The following is a 23,155-nucleotide window of genomic DNA, read 5'->3' as shown; positions in this document are numbered from 1 at the left end:
GGGTGGGGTGGGTCAGGACTTGCCGAATTCGCGTTGGATGATGGCGAAGATGTCGTCCTCGGTGGCGGTGGACAGGTCGTCCGCCACGGCTACGGCCTCGGCCGGGGCAGGCGACGCGGAAGCCGGCGAGGCCGGATCCAGCGAGGCCGGATCCAGCGAGGCGGGGGACGGTGACGACGGGGCCGTGGCGCCTCGCCAGTGGGCCAGCAGATCCTCCAGGCGGCGGGTGATCTCCGAGTCGTCGCGCCGGTCGGCGGGGACGGTCCGCAGCAGCTCGTCGAGCCGTTCGATCTCGGCGACGACCGGGGTGGCCGCACCGTGCGGCACCAGCTCGGCGCGCAGGTGCTCGGCGAGCGCGGCCGGCGTCGGATAGTCGAAGACGAGGGTGCTGGGCAGGGCGAGACCTGTCTCGGCGGTGAGCCGGTTGCGCAGCTCCACGGCGGTCAGCGAGTCGAAGCCGAGTTCCAGGAAGCCCCGGGCGGCACGGATCGCCGCCGGGGTGCGGTGCCCCAGCACGGTGGCGGCGGTGCCGCGTACCAGGTCGAGCAGGATGCGGTCCCGCTCGGTGTCGCCGGCGGCGGCCAGCCGGTCCCGCAGCTGCTGCGGGGCACCCGAGTCCGCCGGCGGCTCCGGTCGGTCGGCCGCGCCGGCCTCGGGGATGCCGCCGAGCAGGGGGCTGGGTCGCAGGGCGGTGAAGGAGGCGGCGAACCGGTCCCAGGCGACGTCGGCGACGACGACGCTCGTGTCGTCCCGGTCGAGGGCCGCCTGCAGCGCGGTGACCGCCAGCTCCGGATCCATCGCCGGCAGCCCCCGGCGGCCGAGCTGTTCCTGCTGCTCGCCGTGCGCCATCCCTGCGCCGGCCCACGGGCCCCACGCCACGGCGGTGCCGGCGGCACCCCGGGCGCGCCGCCGGGCCACCAGCCCGTCGAGGTACGCGTTGGCCGCCGCGTAGCCGGCCTGCCCGGCCGAACCCCACACCCCCGCGATGGACGAGAACACCACGAACGCGTCCAGTTCCGGCAGCAACGCGTCGAGGTGCGCCGCCCCGTCGACCTTGGCGCGCAGCACGTCGCGCAGCTCGTCGGCGGTCAGCTCGCCCAGCGGGGTGGAGTGCGCCGCGCCCGCCGCGTGCACGACGGCGCGTACCGGGTCACCGGCGGCGGCGAGGCCGTCGAGCAGCGCGCCCAGCGCCGACCGGTCCGCCACGTCACACGCAGCCACCGTCACCCGCGCCCCACGCGCCCGCAACCGCTCCGCCAACTCCACCGCACCCGCGGCCCGCTCACCACGCCGGCTCACCAACACCACATGCTCGGCACCCGCCCCGACCGCCCACCCGGCGACCCGAGCGCCCAAGGCCCCGGTGCCGCCGGTGACCAGCACCGTCCCCGACAACCGGAACTCCCGCCGCGCAGCCTCACCGCCAGCACGGGCCAGCCGCCGCACGAACAACCCCGACGACCGCACCGCCACCTGATCCTCGACACCCGCCGCCAGCACCTGACACACCCGGCGGACCATGCGAGCGTCCACCACCTCCGGCAGGTCCACCAGGCCACCCCACTGTCGTGGCTCCTCCAGCGCGGCCACCCGGCCCAGGCCCCAGGCGGCAGCGGCGACCGGGTCGACCGGCGCGTCCGACGCACCCACGGACACCGCGCCCCGGGTCACCCACCACACCCGGCCGCCCAGGTCGGCGGCGGCCAGCGCCTGCACCGCCCCCAGCGCCTCGCCCACGCCGACGCCGGCCAGCGACAGCAGCGACACCACACCGGCGGCCTCGCCGACGTCGCGGAGCGACTTCGCCACCAGTTCGCGGTCGTCCGCCGGGCCGTCGAGCGTCAGCGTCCGGACCTTCGCCCCGGCCGAGGCGATCCCTTCGGTCACGGCCGCGAGCACCGGGGCATCGACCCCGTCGTACGGCACCAGCACCAGCCAGGTGCCGGTCAGTGCCCCCGAGGTGTCGGGCACGGCCTGCCACTCGACGCGGTAGCGCCACGAGTCGACGGTGGACCGCTGCTGACCCGCCCGCCGCCACCGGGCGAGCTTCGGCAGCAGGTCACTCAGCGACTGCTCCGCCGCCAACTCCGCACCGAGACCGGTCAGGTCCTCCCGCTCCACCGCCGCCCAGAACCGCTCGTCGGTCGCCGAGCCCCCGGTGGTGCTCACGGCGGCGGCTGGCGGCACGTCGTGCAGCCAGTAGCGCTGGTGGTGGAAGGCGTAGGTGGGCAGGTCGACGGTGCGGGGCCGACCGCCGGTGTGGGTGAACCAGGCGGCCCAGTCCACGGACGTGCCGGTCACGTGCAGCCGGGCGAGGGCGGTGACCAGCGCGGTCGTGTCGTCCTGGTCGCGGCGCAACGCCGCCACCAGGTGCACCGGCCGCTCCGCCGGAACATCGGCCGCCATCGCCGTCAACGTCGCATCCGGCCCGACCTCCACGAACGACGTCACGCCCAGCCCGTGCAGGGTGGTGATCGCGTCACCGAACCGCACGGCCTCCCGCACATGCCGCACCCAGTAGTCCGGGCTGCTGATCTCGGCCGCCTCCGCCACCCGCCCGGTCAGGTTCGACACGATCGGCAGCCTCGGCGTCTGCCAGTCCAGACCCGCCAGAACCGTCCGGAACTCCGCCAGCATCGGTTCCATCAACCGCGAATGGAACGCGTGACTGACCGGTAGCCGCTTCGCCCGCCAGCCCCGCCCGGCACACTCCCCCGCGATCCGATCCAACTCGGCCACCGGCCCCGACAGCACCACTGCCCGAGGCCCGTTCACCGCCGCCACATCCACACCGCTGCCGGCCAGCGCACGCACCTCAGCCTCAGGCGCGCCGACCGCCAGCATCCCGCCACCGGACGGCAACGCCTGCATCAACGAACCCCGCGCCGCCACCAAGGCACACGCGTCCTCCAACGACAACACACCCGCCACATGCGCGGCCGTCACCTCACCGATCGAATGCCCCACCAGATAGTCAGCCGTCACACCAAACGAGGCCAACAGCTCGTGCAACGCCACTTCCAGAGCGAACAGACCCGCCTGCGTGAACGCCGTCTGATCCAACAGGGCAGCCAGGCCGGAACCCGGCTCCGCGAACACCACCTCCCGCAACGGACGGTCAAGGCGACCCGCGAACAGGGCACACACCCGATCGAACGCCCCCGCATACACCGGGAACCGGTCATACAACTCCCGACCCATCCCCGACCGCTGCGCACCCTGACCCGTAAACAACAACACCCGACGACCCGACGAAACCTCACCCGTCACCACACCCGGAACCGCCGCGCCAGCCGACAACGCGTCCAGGCCGGACAGCAGGTCGTCCCCGGTCGCGCCAAGAACGACCGCCCGGTGCTCCAGGGCGGCGCGGGCGGTCGCCAGTGACCAGGCGACGTCCGTCGCCGTCGGCCCCGCGTCGGATCCCAGGTGCTCGGCGAGCCGGGTGGCCTGCGCGGCGAGGGCTTCCGGCGTACGCGCCGACACCAGCCAGGGCACCACGGGCAGCTCGACGGGCCGGGGCGGCTCGGCCTCGACGGGCTCCGCCTGCTCGAGGATCACGTGGGCGTTGGTCCCGGAGATGCCGAACGAGGAGACGGCGGCCCGGCGCGGGCGGTCCACCACCGCCGGCCACTCGCGGCGCTCGGTCACCAGCGTGACCGCGCCCGACGTCCAGTCCACCTTCGTGGAGGGCTCGTCCACGTGCAGGGTCGCTGGCACCACGCCGTATCGCAGGGCGAGGACCAGCTTGATGATCCCGGCGACGCCGGCGGCGGCCTGGGTGTGGCCGATGTTCGACTTGATCGACCCGAGCAGCAGCGGCGCGGCGTCGCCCCGACCCTGGCCATAGGTCGCAAGGAGCGCCTGCGCCTCGATCGGGTCACCCAACGTGGTGCCCGTGCCGTGGGCCTCCACTACGTCCACATCCGACGTCGACAGGCGCGCATTCGCCAGAGCCTGCCGGATCACCCGCTGCTGCGACGGACCGTTCGGCGCGGTGAGACCGTTCGACGCCCCGTCCTGGTTCACGGCGGAGCCCCGCACGACCGCGAGGACCCGGTGACCGTTACGTCGGGCGTCCGACAGCCGCTCGACGAGGAGCACCCCGACGCCCTCACCCCAGCCGGTGCCGTCCGCCGACTCCGCGAACGACCGGCACCGCCCGTCGGCGGAGAGGCCGCCCTGCTTCGCGAACTCGACGAAGGTCGCCGGTGAGGCCATGACCGTCACGCCGCCGGCCAGGGCCAGGTCGCACTCGCCCGAGCGCAGTGACTGCGCAGCCAGGTGCAACGCCACCAGCGACGACGAGCACGCCGTGTCGACGGTGACCGCCGGCCCCTCGAACCCGAACGAGTACGCCACCCGCCCAGACAGGACGCTGGTCGCGTTGCCGGTGAGCAGGTGGCCGCCGACCTCCTGGTCCCGGCCCATGGCCGTGGACGCGTACCCCTGGAAGCTGGCACCCGCGAAGACGCCGACCCGCTCCCCCTTCAGGCGGGACGGGTCCACGCCCGCCGACTCGACCGCCTCCCAGGAGACCTCCAGCAGCAGCCGCTGCTGCGGGTCCATGGCGAGGGCCTCGCGGGGGGAGATGCCGAAGAACTCGGCGTCGAACGCTCCCGCGTCGTAGACGAAGCCGCCCTGGCGGGGGAACGAGGTGTCGGACAGCCGGCCGTCGAGGAAGCTGTCCCAGCCCCGGTCGAGGGGGAAGTCGGAGATGCCGTCGCGCCCGGCGGCGAGCATGTCCCACAGCTGGTCGGCGGTGTCGACTCCGCCGGGCAGGCGGCAGGCCATGCCGACGATGACGATGGGGTCGTCGTCGACGGCCGCGACCCGCTCCCGCTCCACCGCCCCGGCCGGGGTGCCGGTCAGCTCGGCGGCCAGGTGGGCGACGAGCGCCAGCGGCGTCGGGTGGTCGAAGACGAGGGTGCTGGGCAGGGCGAGGCCGGTCTCGGCGGTGAGCCGGTTGCGCAGCTCCACGGCGGTCAGCGAGTCGAAGCCCTGCCGCTGGAACGCCTGGTCGGCGGGGACGGCGTCCGGCGTGGCGTGCCCGAGCACCGCGGCCACCTGGGCGCGCACGAGGTCGAGCAGGTACGCGTCCCGTTCGGCGGTCGTCAGGGTGGCGAGCCGGCGGCCGAGCTGCGCCTGTTCCTCCCCCGCATCGGCGGCGGCGTCGGGTGACGCGGGCCGCGCCTCGGGGATCTCGTCCAGCAGAGGGCTGGGTCGCAGGGCGGTGAAGGAGGCGGCGAACCGGTCCCAGGCGACGTCGGCGACGACGACGCTCGTGTCGTCCCGGTCGAGGGCCGCCTGCAACGCGGCGACCGCCAGCTCCGGATCCATCGCCGGCAGCCCCCGGCGGGCCAGTTGCTCCTGCGCCTCGCCCTGGACGGCCATGCCGGCACCCGCCCACGGGCCCCACGCCACGGCCGTGGCGGCGGTGCCCCGGGCCCGTCGGCGGGCGACGAGGGCGTCGACGAAGGCGTTGGCCGCCGCGTAGCCGGCCTGCCCGGCCGAACCCCACACCCCCGCGATGGACGAGAACACCACGAATGCGTCCAGCTCCGGCAGCAACGCGTCGAGGTGCGCCGCCCCGTCGACCTTGGCGCGCAGCACCTCGCGTAGCTCGTCCGGCGTGACGTCGGCAAGCGGGGTGAACTGGGGTGCTCCGGCGGCGTGCACGACGGCACGGACGGGGTCGCCGGCGGCGGCGAGGCCGTCGAGCAGCGCGCCCAGCGCCGACCGGTCCGCCACGTCACACGCAGCCACCGTCACCCGCGCCCCGCACGCCCGCAACCGCTCCGCCAACTCCACCGCACCCGCGGCCCGCTCACCACGCCGACTCGTCAACACAAGGTGTTCTGCCCCGACATCCACCGCCCACCGCGCCACCCGGGAGCCCAACGCCCCGGTGCCGCCGGTGACCAGCACCGTCCCCGACAACCGGAACTCCCGCCGCGCAGCCTCACCACCCGCACGGGCCAGCCGCCGCACGAACAACCCCGACGACCGCACCGCCACCTGATCCTCGACACCCGCCGCCAACACCTGACACACCCGGCGCACCGCCCGGCCGTCCACCACCTGCGGCAGGTCCACCAGGCCACCCCACCAGCCCGGCAGCTCCAACGCCGCCACCCGACCCACGCCCCACACGGCCGCCGCGACCGGGTCGACCGGGGCGTCCGACCTGCCCACGGACACCGCGCCCCGGGTCACCCACCACACCCGGCCGCTGACGCCGCAGTCGCTCAGCGCCTGCACCACGGCGAGGGTCTCGCCCACGCCGGCACCGGCCAACGACAGCAGCGACACCACACCGGCGATCTCACCCGGGCGGGGCAGCGCGGCCCGCAGCTGCTCGGCCGCGTCGTCCCGGCTCGTCCCCGCCGGGTCGAGGCTGACCGTCAGGACCTCCGCGCCGTGCGCGGCCAGGCCCTCGGCAAGAGGGTGGTCGCCCTGCGTCGGGGGCACCAGGACAAGCCACCTCCCGGTCAACCCCTCCGACGGTACGGCCGGAGCGGGCCGCCACTCGACGCGGTAGCGCCACGAGTCGACGGTGGACCGCTGCTGACCCGCCCGCCGCCACCGGGCGAGCTTCGGCAGCAGGTCACTCAGCGACTGCTCCGCCGCCAACTCCGCACCGAGACCGGTCAGGTCCTCCCGCTCCACCGCCGCCCAGAACCGCTCGTCGATGTCGTCGCTCGCTCGCGAGGTGCCGCCGACGGCCGATACGGGCTCGGGCCAGTACCACCTGCGGTGGAAGGCGTAGGTGGGCAGGTCGACGGTGCGGGGCCGGCCGCCGCTGTGGGTGAACCAGGCGGCCCAGTCGATCGGCGTGCCGGTGACGTGCAGCCGGGCCAGGGCCGTGACCAGCGCCGTCGTGTCGTCCTGGTCGCGGCGCAGCGCCGCCACCAGATGCACCGGACGGTCGACGGGCGTGTCGGCCGCCATCGCCGTCAACGTCGCATCCGGCCCGACCTCCACGAACGACGTCACGCCCAGCCCGTGCAGGGTGGTGACCGCGTCACCGAACCGCACGGCCTCCCGCACATGCCGCACCCAGTACTCGGGGTCGGTGATCTCCCCCGCCTCCGCCACCCGGCCCGTCACGTTCGACACGACCGGCAACCTCGGCGTCTGCCAGTCCAGGCCAGCCAGGACCGCGCGGAACTCGGCGAGCATCGGCTCCATCAACCGCGAATGAAACGCGTGACTCACCGGCAACCGCTTCGCCCGCCAACCCTTCTCGGCACACCGCTGGGCGATCACGTCCAGGTCGGCGACCGGCCCCGACAACACCACCGACTGCGGACCGTTCACCGCCGCCACATCCACACCGTCACCAGCCAGCGCACGCACCTCAGCCTCGGATGCGCCCACCGCCAACATCCCGCCACCAGACGGCAACGCCTGCATCAACGAACCCCGCGCCGCCACCAAGGCACACGCGTCCTCCAACGACAACACACCCGCCACATGGGCGGCCGTCACCTCACCGATCGAATGCCCCACCAGATAGTCAGCCGTCACACCAAACGAGGCCAACAGCTCGTGCAACGCCACTTCCAGAGCGAACAGACCCGCCTGCGTATACGCCGTCTGATCCAACAGGGCAGCCAGGCCGGAACCCGACTCCGCGAACACCACCTCCCCCAACGAACGGTCAAGGCGACCCACGAACAGGGCACACACCCGATCGAACGCCCCCGCATACACCGGGAACCGCTCATACAACTCCCGACCCATCCCCGACCGCTGCGCACCCTGACCCGTAAACAACAACACCCGACGACCCGACGAAACCTCACCCGTCACCACACCCGGAACCGCCGCGCCAGCCGACAACGCGTCCAGACCGGACAACAGGTCCTCCCCGGTCGCGCCCAGCACGACGGCGCGGTGCTCCAGAGCAGCCCGCGACGTCGCCAGCGACCAGCCCACGTCGACCGGCGACAACCCAGCCCGCTCGCGAACGGAATCCGAAAGCCGCGCCGCCTGCCCACCGAGGGCCTCCGCCGAACGCGCCGACACCAACCACGGCACCACCGGCAACTCGACGACACCAGAGGACTCGGCCGCCACCGACTCCGCCTGCTCCACGATCACATGAGCATTCGTCCCCGAGATCCCGAACGACGACACCGCCGCCCGACGCGGCCGACCCACCACCGGCCACTCACGCGACTCCGTCACCAACTCGACCGCACCCGACGACCAGTCCACCTTCGACGACGGCGCATCCACGTGCAGGGTCGCCGGCACCACGCCATACCGCAGGGCGAGGACCATCTTGATGATCCCGGCGACGCCCGCCGCCGCCTGCGTGTGACCCAGGTTCGACTTCACCGACCCCAGCAGCAGCGGTGTCTCCCGACCCTGCCCGTACGTCGCCAGCAACGCCTGAGCCTCGATCGGGTCACCGAGGGTCGTGCCCGTGCCGTGCGCCTCCACCACGTCCACGTCCGCCGGGGCCAGCCGGGCGTTCGCCAGGGCCTGCCGGATCACCCGCTGCTGCGACGGCCCATTCGGCGCGGTGAGACCGTTCGACGCACCGTCCTGGTTCACCGCGCTGCCGCGCACCACGGCGAGGACCCGACGGCCGTCCCGCCGGGCGTCCGACAGGCGCTGCACCAGCAGCACCCCGACGCCCTCGCCCCAACCCGTCCCGTCCGCCGACTCCGCGAACGACCGGCACCGCCCGTCGGCGGACAGTCCCCGCTGCCGGGAGAACTCGACGAACGCGCCGGGAGTGGCCATCACGGTCACGCCGCCGGCCAGCGCGAGGTCGCACTCGCCCGAGCGCAGTGACTGCGCCGCCAGGTGCAACGCGACCAGCGACGACGAGCACGCCGTGTCGACGGTGACCGCCGGCCCCTCGAACCCGAACGAGTACGCCACCCGCCCCGACAGGACGCTCGCGGACGCCCCGGTGGCGCCGTAGCCGGCGAGCTGTTCGCCGCCGTTGCGGATGAGGTTGTCGAAGTCCTGCCCGTTGGTGCCGGCGAAGACGCCGACGCGCCCGCCGCGCAGCGTGAGGGGGTCGATCCGGGCGTCCTCGATCGCCGCCCAGGACACCTCCAGCAGCAGCCGCTGCTGCGGGTCCATGGCGACGGCCTCGCGGGGGGAGATGCCGAAGAACCCGGCGTCGAACGCCCCCGCGTCGGCGAGGAACGCCCCCTGCGTCACGTACGACGCCCCGGGGTGCTCGGGGTCGGGGTGGTGCAGCTCGGCCAGGTCCCAGTGCCGGTCGACGGGGAAGTCCGACATGGCGTCGACGCCATCGGCGAGCAGCCGCCAGAACTCCTCCGGCGAGCCGGCCCCGGCGGGGAAGCGGCAGCCCATGCCGACGATGACGATCGGGTCATCGTCGACGGGGCGTACGGCCGGGGCCGTCGCGGACGGCGACTGCCCGCCCAGCAGTTCCGCGCGGATGTGGGCCGCCAGGGCGGTGGGGTTGGGGTGGTCGAAGGCGAGCGTGGCGGGCAGGGTGAGCCCGGTGGCGGCGTCGAGCCGGTTGCGCAGCTCGACGGCGGTCAGCGAGGTGAAGCCGAGGTCCCGGAAGGCGCGTTCGGCCGGCACCCGGTCGGCGCTGCCGTGGCCGAGCACCGCCGCCACCTCGGCGCGCACCAGGTCGCGGAGGGCGTCGAGCTGCTCGGCGTCGGTGAGCCCGGCGAGGCGGTCCCGCAGGGCACCGCCGCCGGCTGCCCGGTCGGCGGTGGCGGCGTCGGTGACCTGCGGCGTGGTCAGCAGCCCCCGGATCAGCGGGTCGGGGCGGCGGCCGGCGGCGCTGCCCGCCACCCGGTCCCAGTCGACGTCGGCGACGACGAGGTGGGTCTCGTCGTCCTCCAACGCGCCGGTGAGGGCGCGGACGGCCGTGGCGGGTTCCATCGCCCCGAAGCCGTTGCGGGCCATCCGGTGTTCGAAGTCGCCTGCGCTGACGCCGCCGTCGGCCCACAGCCCCCAGGCGATGGCGGTGGCGGGCAGCCCCTCGGCGCGGCGGCGCCGGGCGAGGGCGTCGAGCCAGGCGTTGCCGGGGGCGTAGTTGGCCTGCCCGGGTCCGCCCATGGTGCCGGCGAGGGAGGAGAACAGCACGAACGCGGACAGCTCGTGGTCCCGGGTCAGCTCGTCGAGGTTGCGGGCCGCGTCGACCTTGGCGCGCAGGGCGGTCGCCATCCGGTCCGCGGTGAGGGCGTCGACCACGGTGTCGTCGAGCGCCGCAGCCGTGTGCACGACGGCGGTGAGCGGCAGGTCGGCGGGGATCGCCGCGAGCAGGTCGTGCAGGGCGTCCCGGTCGGCGGCGTCGCAGGCCGCGACGGTGACGCGGGTGCCGAGGGCGGTCAGTTCCTCGGCGAGGGCGGCGGCGCCGGGGGCGTCGGGGCCACGGCGGCTGACCAGCAGCAGGTGATCGGCCCCGGCCGCCGCGAGGGCGCGGGCGACGTGCCCGCCGAGCGCGCCGGTCCCGCCGGTGACGAGGGTGGTGCCGCGCGGGGTCCAGGCGCGTGCGGGGGTGGCGGGCCGTCGGGCGCGGGTCAACCGCCGGGCGTACGTGCCGGTGGCGCGCACCGCGAGCTGGTCTTCCGCGCGCTCGCCGCCGAGCAGCCGGCGCACCTGTCGTACGCCGCGCGCGTCGGCGGTCGGGGGCAGGTCCACGAGCCCGCCCCAGCGTTGGGGGTGCTCGGCGCGCAGCACGCCGCCGAAGCCCCACAGGGTCGCCTGGTCGCAGTCGACGGCCTGGTCGCGGGGGTCGACGGAGACCGCGCCCCGGGTGGCGATCCAGAGCCGGGCGGGGATCGCGGCGTCGCCGAGGGCCTGAGCGAGGGCGACGGTGTGGGCGAGGCCGGCGGGCACGGAGGCGGCGTCGGGGTGGGCGCCGGTGGGGAGGCCGAGCAGCGACAGGACGGTGCCGGGTCGCCCCTGGCCGTCTGCGTACGCGTCGGCGAGGTCGCGGGCGAGGCCGGCCCGGTCCCGGTCGGCGGCGACCCGCAGCACCCGTACGCCGGGCGCGGCGAGCGCGCTCGCCCACTGTCCGGCCGCCCCGTCGTCGGGCACGAGGGCGTCGTCGGGCATGAGGGTGTCGTCAGGCATGAGGGCGTCGTCAGGCACGACGAGCAGGAGGTCGTCGGCCTGCCGCCGGTGGTGGTCGGCCAGCGGCTGCCAGGTGACCCGGTACCGCCACGAGTCGAGGCTCGACCCGGCGGGGGCGGTGCCGTGGGGGCGGGTGCGGGCGTCGAGCCAGTAGCGCTGGTGGTGGAAGGCGTAGGTGGGCAGGTCCACGGTGTGGGGCCGGCCGCCGGTGTGGGTGAACCAGGCGGCCCAGTCCACGGACGTGCCGGTGACGTGCAGCCGGGCCAGGGCGGTGACCAGGGCGGTCGTGTCGGGCTGGTCGCGGCGCAGCGCCGCCACCAGGTGCACCGGCCGGTCAGCGGGGGTGTCGGCGGCCATCGCCGTCAACGTCGCATCCGGGCCCACCTCCACGAAGCTGCTGACACCCAACCCCAGCAGGGTGGTGATCGAATCGCCGAACCGCACGGCCTCCCGCACGTGCCGCACCCAGTAGTCCGGGCTGGTGATCTCGGCCGCCTCCGCCACCCGGCCCGTCACGTTCGACACGATCGGCAACCTCGGCGTCTGCCAGTCCAGGCCAGCCAGGACCGTGCGGAACTCGGCGAGCATCGGCTCCATCAACCGCGAATGGAACGCGTGACTCACCGGCAACCGCTTCGCCCGCCACCCCTGCTCGGCACACCGCTGGGCGATCACGTCCAGGTCGGCGACCGGCCCCGACAACACCACCGCCCGCGGGCCGTTTACCGCCGCCACATCCACACCGCCACCGGCCAGCGCACGCACCTCAGCCTCAGGCGCGCCGACCGCCAGCATCCCGCCACCAGACGGCAACGCCTGCATCAACGAACCCCGCGCCGCCACCAGAACGCAGGCGTCCTCCAACGACAACACACCCGCTACATGCGCGGCCGTGACCTCACCGATCGAATGCCCCACGAGATAGTCAGCCGTCACACCGAACGAGGCCAACAGCTCGTGCAACGCCACTTCCAGGGCGAACAGACCCGCCTGCGTGTAAACGGTCTGATCCAACAGGGCCGCAAGGTCGGAGCCCGGCTCCGCGAACACCACCTCCCGCAACGAACGGTCGAGCCGACCCGAGAACAGGGCACACACCCGGTCGAACGCCTCCGCATACACCGGGAACCGGTCATACAACTCCCGACCCATCCCCGACCGCTGCGCACCCTGACCCGTGAACAACAACACCCGACGACCAGACGACACCTCACCCGTCACCAGCCCCGGGGTATCCACGCCGGCCGCCAAGGCATCCAGCCCGGACAGCAGGTCGTCTCGACCCGCCCCAAGGACGACCGCGCGGTGCTCCAGAGCAGCCCGCGACGTCGCCAGGGACCAACCCACGTCAACCGGCGACAACCCGGAACGCTCCCCAACGAAATCCGAAAGCCGCGCCGCCTGCCCACCGAGGGCCTCCGCCGAACGCGCCGACACCAACCACGGCACCACCGGCAACTCGACGACACCAGAGGACTCGGCCGCCACCGACTCCGCCTGCTCCACGATCACATGAGCATTCGTCCCCGAAATCCCGAACGACGACACCGCCGCCCGACGCGGCCGACCCACCACCGGCCACTCACGCGGCTCCGTCACCAACTCGACCGCACCCGACGACCAGTCCACCTTCGACGACGGCGCATCCACGTGCAGGGTCGCCGGCACCACGCCGTGCCGCATCGCCTGCACCAGCTTGATCACACCGGCGACGCCGGCCGCCGCCTGCGTGTGGCCGAGGTTCGACTTGATCGACCCCAGCAGCAGCGGCGTCTCCCGACCCTGCCCATACGTCGCCAGCAACGCCTGCGCCTCGATCGGGTCACCCAACGTGGTGCCGGTCCCGTGCGCCTCCACCACGTCCACGTCCACCGGCGACAGCCGCGCCGACGCGAGGGCCTGCCGGATCACCCGCTGCTGCGACGGACCATTCGGCGCCGTCAACCCGTTCGACGCACCGTCCTGGTTCACCGCGGAGCCCCGCACGACCGCGAGCACCCGGTGACCGTTACGCCGGGCGTCGCTGAGGCGTTCCACGACGAGCATGCCGACGCCCTCGGACCAGCCGGTGCCGTCGGCGCCCTCGGCGAACGACTTGCACCGCCCGTCGGGGGCGAGGCCGCGCTGCCGGCTGAAGTCGACGAACGTCTCCAGGGTGGTCATCACGGTGACGCCGCCGGCCAGCGCGAGGGTGCACTCGCCGGAGCGCAGCGACTGCACGGCGAGGTGCAGCGCAACGAGGGACGACGAGCAGGCGGTGTCGACGGTGAGCGCGGGACCTTCGAACCCGAACGTGTAGGCGACCCGGCCGGAGAGGACGCTGCTGGCGGTGCCGCCGCCGATGAACGCGTCCAGGGTCTCGGGCACCTCGGCGAGCCCGGCGGCGTAGTTGTGGTACATCATGCCGGCGAACACGCCGACGCGGCTGCCGCGCAGGGACAGCGGGTCGATGCGGGCGTCCTCGATCGCCTCCCAGGATGCCTCCAGCATGAGCCGCTGCTGCGGGTCCATGGCGAGGGCCTCGTACGGCGAGACCTTGAACAGCTCCGGGTCGAAGTCACCGGCGTCGTGCAGGAACCCGCCCTCCCGCGCGTACGTGCTGCCCCGGCGCTGCCCGGTCGGGTCGTACGCGGCGTCGGTGTCCCAGCCCCGGTCGGTGGGGAATCCGGTGATGCCGTCGGTGCCGGTGGCGACGAGTTCCCACAGCTGCTCGGGCGAGCGGACGCCACCCGGGTAGCGGCAGCTCATCCCGACGATGGCGATGGGCTCGTGGTTCTTGGCGTCGGCCGCCTTGAGGCGTTCGCTGGTCTCGGCGAGGTCGGCGGTGACGCGCTTGAGGTACTCACGGAGCTTGGCTTCGTTCGCCATCGGGATTCACCTGTCGCGTTGGTCGGCAAGCGGGCGGTACGACGGTCAGGAGCGACCGAACGTGCTGTCGATGAAGTCGAAGAGTTCGTCGTCGCTGGCGTCGTCGATCACCTGGGCGACGCCGGCGGTGTCACCGCTGTCGCCGTCCCAGCGGGTGAGCAGCGCCCGCAGTCGGGCGGCGACGGCGGCGCGGGTCTCCTCGTCGGCGGCGAGTTCGGCGAGGGTGTCGGCGGGGGTCGCGGCGAACGCCGCCTCCAGCCGGTCCAGTTCGTCGAGGAGGGTGGGCGCGGACCGGCCGGGGCCGAGCTGCGTCATCAGGTGCCCGGTGAGCGCCTCGGGGGTGGGGTGGTCGAAGACGAGGGTGGCCGGCAGCGTCAGGCCGGTGCGGGTGGTGAGCCGGTTGCGCAGGTCCACGGCGGTCAGCGAGTCGAAGCCCAGTTCGGTGAAGGACTGGCCGGGGGCGACGGCGGCGGCCGTGGCGTACCCGAGGACCTCGGCGACCTGGCCGGTGACGAGTTCCTCGACGAGCCGCCGGCGCTCGGCGTCGGGGGCGTCGGCGATCCGGTCGCGGAAGTTGCCGGCCGGTGCGGCGGCCCCGGCGGCGTTGCGCCGGGTGCGGACGCCGGCCAGGCCGCGCAGCGGCGCGGGCAGGTGGTCGACGGTGGCGAGGGCGCGCAGCGCGGCGAGGTCGAGGCGGACGGGCAGCAGCAGCGGCTGCCGGCTGCTGCGGCTGGCGTCGAAGAGGGCGAGCGCCTGCCCGACCGCGAGGGGGGTGATGCCCTGGCGGGCCATCCGTTCCCGGCGGGCGGTGCCCAGGTCGCGGGTCATCCCGCTGTCGGTTTCCCACAGCCCCCAGGCCAGGGAGGTGGCGGCGAGGCCGGCGGCGCGCCGGTGCTGGGCGAGCCCGTCGAGGAACGCGTTGGCCGCCGCGTAGTTGCCCTGCCCGGGGCCGCCGAGGGGGCCGGCGATGGACGAGAACAGCACGAACATCGGCAGGTCCAGGTGCCGGGTGAGGTCGTGCAGGTGCCAGGCGGCGTCGGCCTTGGGGCGCAGCGCGGCGGCGATCCGCTCGGGGGTGAGGGCGGTGACGGTCGCGTCGTCGAGGACCCCGGCGGCGTGCACGACGCCGGTGAGGGGGTGTTCGGCGGCGACGGTGGCGAGCAGCGCGGCGACCTGGTCGCGGTCGGCGACGTCGCAGGCGACGAAGCGGGCGTGCGCGCCGAGGTGGGTGAGTTCGGCGAGGAGGTCGGCGGCGCCGGGGGCGTCGCCGCCGCGCCGGCCGGCGAGGAGCAGGTGCCGGACCTTGTGGGCGGTGACGAGGTGGCGGGCGAGGAGGCCGCCGAGGGTGCCGGTGGCGCCGGTGACGAGCACGGTGCCGTCGGGGAGGAGGTCGACGGCCCCCGTGGGGTCGGGCTCGGCGGGGGCGAGCCGGGGCGCGAGGAGCCGGCCGGCGCGGAGGGCGAGCTGGGGTTCGTCGCTGGCCAGGGCCCAGCCGAGCAGGTCGGCGTCGGCGTCGGGGCCGGCTTCGGGGTCGAGGTCGACCAGCACGAGCCGGCCGGGGTGTTCCAGTTGCGCGGAGCGGACCAGGCCCCAGACGGCCGCGCCGGGCAGGTCGGTCACGTCGCCGGTGGCGGTGGCGGGGACCGCGCCGCGGGTGAGCACGACGAGCCGGCGGTCGGCGTGCCGGTCGTCGGCCAGCCAGCCCTGGACGGCGGCGAGGGTGTCGGCGAGCCGGGCGCGGGTGGCGTCGAGGGGGTCGCCGGGCGGGGTGTCGGCGGCGGGCAGCAGCACGAACCGGGGGTCGAGCCGGCCGGCGTCGACGGCGTCGGCGAGCGCGGGGAGCCCGCCGGGGGCCGGCGCGGCGGCGTCGAGCGCGACGATGCCGGTCGCCGGGCGGGGCGGCAGGGGCAGCGCGGTCCAGCGCAGGTCGAACAGGGGCAGGTCGACGGGGCCGGTCGGGTCGAGCTGGTCGGCGCCGACGGGCCGGGAGACGAGCGAGTCGACCCGGGCGACGGGCGCGCCGGTGCCGTCGGCGAGGGCGAGGGTGACGGCCGAGCCGGCGCGGGTGACGCGTACCCGAAGGTGGGTCGCGCCGACGGCGGCGAGCGCGACGCCCGACCACGCGAACGGGAGTCGGGCCCCGGCGGTCTCGTCGGCGTCGTCGGCGTCGGTGAGGCCGACGACGTGCAGCGCCGCGTCCAGCAGCGCGGGGTGCAGGCCGAACCCGTCGGCGGCGACGCCGTCGGGGAGCGCGACCTCCGCGAGCACGGCATCGGGGGTACGCCACGCGGCGCGCAGCCCCCGGAAGGTGGGCCCGTGGTCGACGCCGAGGCGGTGGAGCTGGGCGTAGATGGGCTCGACGGGCACGGGGGTGGCGTTGGCGGGCGGCCACTCGGTGAGCGCCTCGGGCGCGTCGCCGCCGCCGGGGGCGAGGACCCCGTCGGCGTGCCGGGTCCAGTCGCCGTGCGGGTCGTCGGCGGGCCGGGAGTGGATGGCGAGCCGGCGGCGGCCGTGTTCGTCGGGGGCGGCGAGGCTGAGCTGCACCGCGCGGGCGCCCTGCTCGGGCAGGACGAGCGGGGCGGCGAGGGTCAGCTCCGCGAGGGTGTCGCAGGCGGCCTGCGCCCCGGCGTGCAGGGCCAGCTCGACGAGCGCGGTGCCCGGCACGACGACGGAGCCCCACACGACGTGGTCGGCGAGCCAGGGCTGGGTCTGCACCGACAGCCGGCCCCCGTACAGGCGGGTGTCGTCGTCGGCGGAGACGAGTTCGGCGGTGAGCAGGGGGTGCCCGGCGCTGCGGACCCCGAGGCCGGAGGCGTCGGCCCCGGTCGGGTTCGCGTCGAGCCAGTAGCGCTGGTGGTGGAAGGCGTAGGTGGGCAGGTCCACCGTCCGGGGCCGCCCGCCGGTGTGGGTGAACCAGGTCGCCCAGTCGATCGGCGTGCCGGTGACGTGCAGCCGGGCCAGGGCGGTGACCAGCGCCGTCGTGTCCGGCTGGTCACGGCGCAACGCCGCCACCAGGTGCACCGGCCGCTCCGCCGGAACGTCGGCCGCCATCGCCGTCAACGTCGCGTCCGGCCCCACCTCCACGAACGACGTCACGCCCAGCCCGTGCAGGGTGGTGATCGCGTCACCGAACCGCACGGCCTCCCGCACATGCCGCACCCAGTACTCGGGGTCAGTGATCTCCCCCGCCTCCGCCACCCGGCCCGTCACGTTCGACACGACCGGCAACCTCGGCGTCTGCCAGTCCAAGCCTTCGAGCACCGACCGGAACTCCGCCAGCATCGGCTCCATCAGCCGCGAATGGAACGCGTGACTCACCGGCAACCGCTTCGCCCGCCAGCCCTGTTCGGCACACCGCTGGGCGATCACGTCCAGGTCGGCGACCGGCCCCGACAGCACCACCGACTGCGGACCGTTCACCGCCGCCACGTCCACACCGTCACCGGCCAGCGCACGCACCTCGGCCTCAGGCGCACCGACCACCAGCATCCCGCCACCGGCAGGCAACGCCTGCATCAACGAACCCCGCGCCGCCACCAAGGCACACGCGTCCTCCAACGACAACACACCCGCCACATGGGCGGCCGTCACCTCACCGATCGAATGCCCCACCAGATAGTCAGCCGTCACACCAAACGAGGCCAACAGCTCGTGCAACGCCACTTCCAGAGCGAACAGACCCGCCTGCGTGAACGCCGTCTGATCCAACAGGGCCGCCAGGCCGGAGCCCGGCTCCGCGAACACCACCTCCCGCAACGAACGGTCAAGGCGACCCGAGAACAGGGCACACACCCGATCGAACGCCTCCGCATACACCGGGAACCGGTCATACAACTCCCGACCCATCCCCGACCGCTGCGCACCCTGACCCGTGAACAACAACGCCCGGCGGCCCGACGACACCTCGCCGGTGAACACACCCGGGGCGGTCTCGCCGGCGATAAGCGCGTCCAGCCCGGACAGCAGGGCGTCGCGGTCGGTGCCGAGGAGCACCGCCCGGTGCTCCAGGGCGGCCCGCGACGTCGCCAGCGACCAACCCACGTCGACCGGCGACAGCCCGGACTGCTCCCGGAGGTGCGCGGCCAGCCGGCCCGCCTGCCCGGCGAGGGCGTCGGCCGCGCGCGCCGACACCAGCCACGGCACCACGGGCAACGCCACCGGCCCGGCCCCCTCGGCCTCGGCCGGCTCCGCCTGCTCGACGATCACGTGCGCGTTGGTGCCGGAGATCCCGAACGACGACACCGCCGCCCGACGCGGCCGGTCGGCCGTCGGCCACGGCGTCGGTTCGGTCGCGAGGGTGACCGCGCCGGCGGACCAGTCCACCTTGGACGACGGGGCGTCGACGTGCAGGGTGGCGGGGACGAGGCCGTGCCGCATCGCCTGCACCATCTTGATCACCCCGGCGACGCCGGCCGCGGCCTGGGGGTGGCCGAGGTTCGACTTGATCGACCCCAGCAGCAGCGGCGTGGCACGGTCCTGGCCGTAGGTGGCGAGCAGCGCCTGCGCCTCGATCGGGTCACCGAGGGTCGTGCCCGTCCCGTGCGCCTCCACCACGTCCACGTCGGCCGGGGCCAGCCGGGCGTTCGCCAGGGCCTGCCGGATCACCCGCTGCTGCGACGGACCGTTCGGCGCGGTGAGCCCGTTCGACGCACCGTCCTGGTTCACCGCGGTGCCGCGCACCACGGCGAGGACGCGGTGGCCGAGCCGGCGGGCGTCGTCGAGGCGTTCCACGAGGAGGATGCCGACGCCCTCGGCGAGGGCGGTGCCGTCGGCACCGTCGGCGAACGCCTTGCAGCGGGCCGACATGGACAGGTTGCCCTGCCGGGTGAAGTCGACGAAGACGGCGGGGGTGGGCATCACCGTGACGCCGCCGGCCAGGGCCAGGTCGGATTCGCCGGAGCGCAGCGACTGCGCCGCCAGGTGCAGGGCGACCAGCGACGACGAGCAGGCGGTGTCGACGGTGACGGCCGGGCCCTCGAACCCGAGGGCGTACGCCACCCGGCCGGAGCTGATGCTGCCGGCGTTGCCGAGGCCGAGGTAGTCGACGACGCCGTCGGGCACGTCGGTGGCCCCGGCGGCGTAGTCGCCGTGGGTGAGGCCGGCGAACACGCCGACGCGGCCGCCGCGCAGCCCGGTCGGGTCGATCCCGGCGGACTCGAACGCCTCCCAGGACACCTCCAGCAGCAGCCGCTGCTGCGGGTCCATGGCGAGGGCCTCGCGGGGGGAGATGCCGAAGAACCGGGGGTCGAAGTCACCGGCGTCGTGGACGAAGCCGCCCTCGGCGACGCAGGAGGTGCCGGGGCGTTCCCGGGTCGGGTCGTGCAGGTCGGTGAGGTCCCAGCCCCGGTCGGCGGGGAAGGGGCCGACGGCGTCGCCGGAGGCGGCGACGAGGTCCCACAGCGCGTCGGGCGAGGTGATCCCGCCGGGGAAGCGGCAGGCCATCCCGACGATGGCGATCGGCTGCCCGGCGGCGTCCTCGACGTCGCGGAGGCGTTGCCGGGTCCGCCGCAGGTCGGTGGTGACCCTCTTCAGATACTCCCGGAGCTTCTCTTCGGTGTCCATCAACCTGACCCATCGCGGTGGCCGGCGGAGACCTGACGTAGGCGACGGGACGAATGCGCGAATTCCTCAGGCCAGATCGGTTCTACGTCCTTTGCACAATGCGGCCGGCAGCCCCCGGGTCCCCTCTGCCGGGGAAAGCTATGGCGTCGCGATGACCTGCGACAACCCCTAACCCGCGCGGCGGTCCGCTAGGGGTGGCCGCCCCCGGTGGATCCGATTAGCGTCCTTTTGATCGCACCGGTGCCGGCGGATCCCGGCACCACCGCTGGAAGGACCGCGTGTACGCATGACCGACTCAGACAACGGCCTGTGGGTCCGCCGGTTCCACCCGGCGCCGGCCGGGGCGCGGCGGCTGGTGTGCCTGCCGCACGCCGGTGGGTCCGCGAGTTTCTACTTCCCCGTGTCGCGGGCGCTGTCGCCGGCGGTGGAGGTGCTCGCGATCCAGTATCCGGGGCGGCAGGACCGCCGCCAGGAGCCGTGCGTGGACAATCTGCCGGAGCTGGCCCGGCAGGTGTTCGGGGTGCTGCGGCCGTGGCTGGACCAGCCGCTGGCGATCTTCGGGCACAGCATGGGCGCGACGCTGGGCTTCGAGGTGGCGCGGCTGATCGAGGCGGAGACGGGCGCGTCGGCGGCGCACCTGTTCCCGTCCGGGCGGCGGGCCCCGTCGTGCCCCCGGCACGAGACGGTGCACCTGCTCGACGACGAGGGGCTGCTCGCCGACGTACGCAGGCTCAGCGGCACGAACTCGGCGGTGCTCGGCGACGCGGAGCTGCTGCGGGCGGCGCTGCCGGCGATCCGCAACGACTACCGGGCGGCGGAGACGTACGAGTACACGCCGGGGCCGAAGCTGGGCTGCCCGGTGACGGTGTTCACCGGCGACGCCGACCCGAAGACGACGGTCGACGAGGCGCGGGCGTGGGAGCGGCACACGACGGGCGCGTTCGACCTTCAGGTGTTCCCGGGCGGGCACTTCTTCCTGGCGCAGCACCAGCCGGCGATCCTGCGTACGATCTCGGCGGCTCTGGCGCGTACGCCGGTGTCCTGACGGCAGTGGTTCGTGGCGCGGCCCCCGCCGGACACCGGCGGGGGCCGCGTCGGTGTCACGGCTTGTGCGCGACGGCGATGACGTAGTCGAGCAGCGCGAGTTCCTTCTTGATGAGCGTCTCGTCGCGCCAGTGGTTGGCCATGCCCTTGACGGCGCTGCGGTCGGCCTCGGCCTGGAACGCGGGGTCGGACGGGCGGCTGGCCTGGAACCGCCGCCAGCCCTCCCAGGTGCGGTCCTGGATGGACTGCACGTCGGCGTTGGCGAAGCCGGCGGCGGTGAGCTGCTCGGCGTAGCCGGCGCGGTCGTGCCAGTTCTCGTCGGGGATGCTGAACTTGATGAAGCTCAGCGGGCCCGAGTTGATCGACATGCGGGCGGTGTCGTTGCTGAGCGGGATGATGTCGGCGGTGGCGAGGGTGCCGCCGGGCTTGAGCACCCGGAACGCCTCGGCGAAGAAGGCGCTGCGCGGATAGAAGTGGAACGCCGATTCCAGGGCGACGACCCGGTCGAAGGTGCCGTCGGCGAAGGGCAGGGCGAGGGCGTTGCCGAGCTGGAACTCGGCCTGCTCGGCCAGGCCCTCGCGGCGGGCGCGCTGCTGGGCGTGCTCGACGTGGCGGGGGGTGACGTTGATGCCGTGCACCTTGGCGACGCGGCGCTCGCGCAGCCAGGCGAAGTCCTGGTCGCCGTAGCCGAAGCCGACGTCGAGGACGGTGTCGTCGGGCTTGAAGCCGGCCGCGTCGGCGAGCTTCATGGCCAGCGCCTCGCCGGCCACGTCGAGGCTGGTGACGCCGTCCTCCCAGTAGCCGACGTTCATGTAGCGGGTGGTGCGGGCGGCGAACTCCACGTTCGGGGACTGGATCTCGTAGAAGCGGCGGACCCGGGTCACCGGGTCCTTCGTGGCCAGGGTGCGGATGACCCGGCCGAGGGTGCGGAGGTTCTCCAGCATGTCACTCCTTGCGCAGCAGGTGGTCAGGGTTGCGGCACCCGGGCGGAGACCTGCTGGCGCAGGTCGTCCACCAGGGCGGCCAGGCCGGTGGGGCCGGCGGCGACGCCGAAGACGTAGAAGTCGGGCCGGACCAGCACGGCGTCGGCGTCCGCGCCGGCCAGGTAGGTGAGGTAGACGCCGTCGAGGTCGACGACGTCGGTGCCGGCCGCGTCGGCGGGCATCGCGGGTGCGTCGGCGTCGGCGGGGCGGACGGTGACCCGGCGGACGTCGAGGGCGTCGAGGAACGCGGTGGCGGCGTCGTCGAGGGCGGCGGCCGGATCGGCGCGGGTGATCAGCACGAAGCCGCCGCCGACGACGTCGTCGAAGCGCCCGGTGCGCCCGCCGGCGGCCACCCGCCCCTGGGGTACGGGGTCGCCGGCTCGCGGGGCGGGCGTGCCGTCGGGGCGGCGGTGCAGCACCCCGTCGACGATGGCCTCGCGCAGCGACCGGGCGTGCTTGGCCTGGGTACGGCGGCGCAGCGCGGCGAGCATCACCGAGTCGCGGCCGGCGGCCTGCTTCGGGTCGGTCTCGCAGATCACCTTGCCGGAGTCGATGGACATGCGGATGGCGTGCTGCACGTGCGCCTTGCGTTCCACCTCGTACGTGTCGAGCAGGGTGGCGTCGGCGAGTCCCCGGCGCACGAGGTCCAGCTTCCAGGCCAGGTTGATGACGTCGCGGAAGCCGGAGCTCATGCCCTGGCCGAGGAAGGGCGGCATGACGTGGGCGGCGTCCCCGGCGAGGAACACCCGCCCGGAGCGCCACGTGTCGGCGTAGCAGGCCTGGGTGGTGTAGACGCCGTACCGGTCGAGGCGGGCGGTGGCGGGGGTGATGTCGAACAGGCCGAGCAGCCGCCACACGCTGGCCTCGGTCTGGAACTCCTCCAGGGTCTCCCCCGGCACCCGCATGAACTCCCACCGCCGGTGGTCGGGGCCGGCGGAGACGGCGGTGCGGGGGCGGGCCGGGTCGCAGATCTGCAGGTTGTTGGGCTTGAACTCGACGGGCTCGTTCAGCACGACGTCGCAGACCAGCCAGTCGTAGCCGAACCCGAGGTCGGTGATGGTCGCGCCGAGCCAGCGGCGGACGAAGCTGTTCGCGCCGTCGCAGCCGAGCACCCAGTCGGCGGTGAAGGTGCGGGGCGTGCCGTCGGCGTCGACGGCGGCCACCTCGACGTGGTCGCCGTGGTCGGCGAGGTCGGTCACCTCGACGCCGCGCAGCACCCGTACGCCGGGCAGGGCCGCGCCGCGCGCGGCGAGGGCGGCCTCCAGGCCGGGCTGGTAGAAGGAGATCGAGTCGGGCCAGCCCGTCGGGCCGTCCTCGGCGACCTTGACGTGCAGCAGGGTGCGGCCGAAGCCGTTCTTCCAGGTGTATTCGCCGGACAGCTCGCACACCGGGTCGAGGGTGTCGCCGAGGTCGCAGGCGGCGAGGATGCGGCTGGCCTCGCCGTCGTAGGAGACGGCGCGGGGCATGCTGTAGGGGGTGGCCCACTTCTCCACCACCTGCACGGTGAAGCCGCGCTGGGCGAGCAGGATCGCCGCCACCTGGCCCACCGGGCCGTAGCCCACGATCAGTACGTCGGTCATCGCCGTCCCCCCGGGTCCGCGCGTCGGGTCGGG

At 74.3% G+C, this 23,155-nt stretch carries 5 protein-coding genes; 1 reads left to right on the top strand and 4 read right to left on the bottom strand.

Annotated elements, in window-relative coordinates:
• Positions 1 to 12 precede the first annotated feature (12 nt).
• Both LPA42_RS18335 and LPA42_RS18330 read right to left on the bottom strand, forming a co-directional pair.
• Complete coding sequence (locus tag LPA42_RS18335; protein ID WP_228986710.1) at positions 13 to 13,953, bottom strand: type I polyketide synthase; 13,941 nt, start codon at positions 13,951 to 13,953, stop codon at positions 13 to 15.
• A 45-nt stretch (positions 13,954 to 13,998) separates the two neighbouring features.
• Entirely contained in the window at positions 13,999 to 19,515 is a 5,517-nt protein-coding gene (locus LPA42_RS18330; protein ID WP_228986709.1) for a type I polyketide synthase, read from the bottom strand.
• A 286-nt stretch (positions 19,516 to 19,801) separates the two neighbouring features.
• Here LPA42_RS18330 and LPA42_RS18325 point away from each other — a divergent pair, with 286 nt between their 5' ends.
• The gene (locus tag LPA42_RS18325) at positions 19,802 to 20,560 is read left to right on the top strand and encodes a thioesterase II family protein (protein ID WP_077937013.1); all 759 of its coding nucleotides are present in this window, start codon (positions 19,802 to 19,804) and stop codon (positions 20,558 to 20,560) included.
• 55 nt (positions 20,561 to 20,615) lie between these two features.
• On the opposite strand, the gene LPA42_RS18320 is transcribed toward LPA42_RS18325, so the two are convergent.
• Positions 20,616 to 21,503 carry a cyclopropane-fatty-acyl-phospholipid synthase family protein gene (locus tag LPA42_RS18320; protein ID WP_077937012.1) on the bottom strand — a complete coding sequence of 296 codons (888 nt, stop codon included), beginning with the start codon at positions 21,501 to 21,503 and terminating at the stop codon, positions 20,616 to 20,618.
• A gap of 23 nt (positions 21,504 to 21,526) precedes the next feature.
• Entirely contained in the window at positions 21,527 to 23,122 is a 1,596-nt protein-coding gene (locus LPA42_RS18315) for a bifunctional 3-(3-hydroxy-phenyl)propionate/3-hydroxycinnamic acid hydroxylase (protein WP_077937011.1), read from the bottom strand.
• Between the last annotated feature and the right edge of the window lie 33 nt (positions 23,123 to 23,155).

Origin of the sequence: Micromonospora sp. DH13 (genome assembly GCF_020873825.1) — a bacterium.
GTDB lineage: Bacteria > Actinomycetota > Actinomycetes > Mycobacteriales > Micromonosporaceae > Micromonospora > Micromonospora haikouensis.
The sequence above is the reverse complement of the archived record's forward strand: the minus strand, read 5'-3'. Positions and strand labels throughout refer to the sequence as shown.

Bases quoted from the DNA above. Each gene is read 5' to 3' on its own strand.
- LPA42_RS18335 (WP_228986710.1), bottom strand. From the start codon at position 13,953: ATGGCGAACGAAGCCAAGCTCCGTGAGTACCTCAAGCGCGTCACCGCC.
- LPA42_RS18330 (WP_228986709.1), bottom strand. From the start codon at position 19,515: ATGGACACCGAAGAGAAGCTCCGGGAGTATCTGAAGAGGGTCACCACC.
- LPA42_RS18325 (WP_077937013.1), top strand. From the start codon at position 19,802: ATGACCGACTCAGACAACGGCCTGTGGGTCCGCCGGTTCCACCCGGCG.
- LPA42_RS18320 (WP_077937012.1), bottom strand. From the start codon at position 21,503: ATGCTGGAGAACCTCCGCACCCTCGGCCGGGTCATCCGCACCCTGGCC.
- LPA42_RS18315 (WP_077937011.1), bottom strand. From the start codon at position 23,122: ATGACCGACGTACTGATCGTGGGCTACGGCCCGGTGGGCCAGGTGGCG.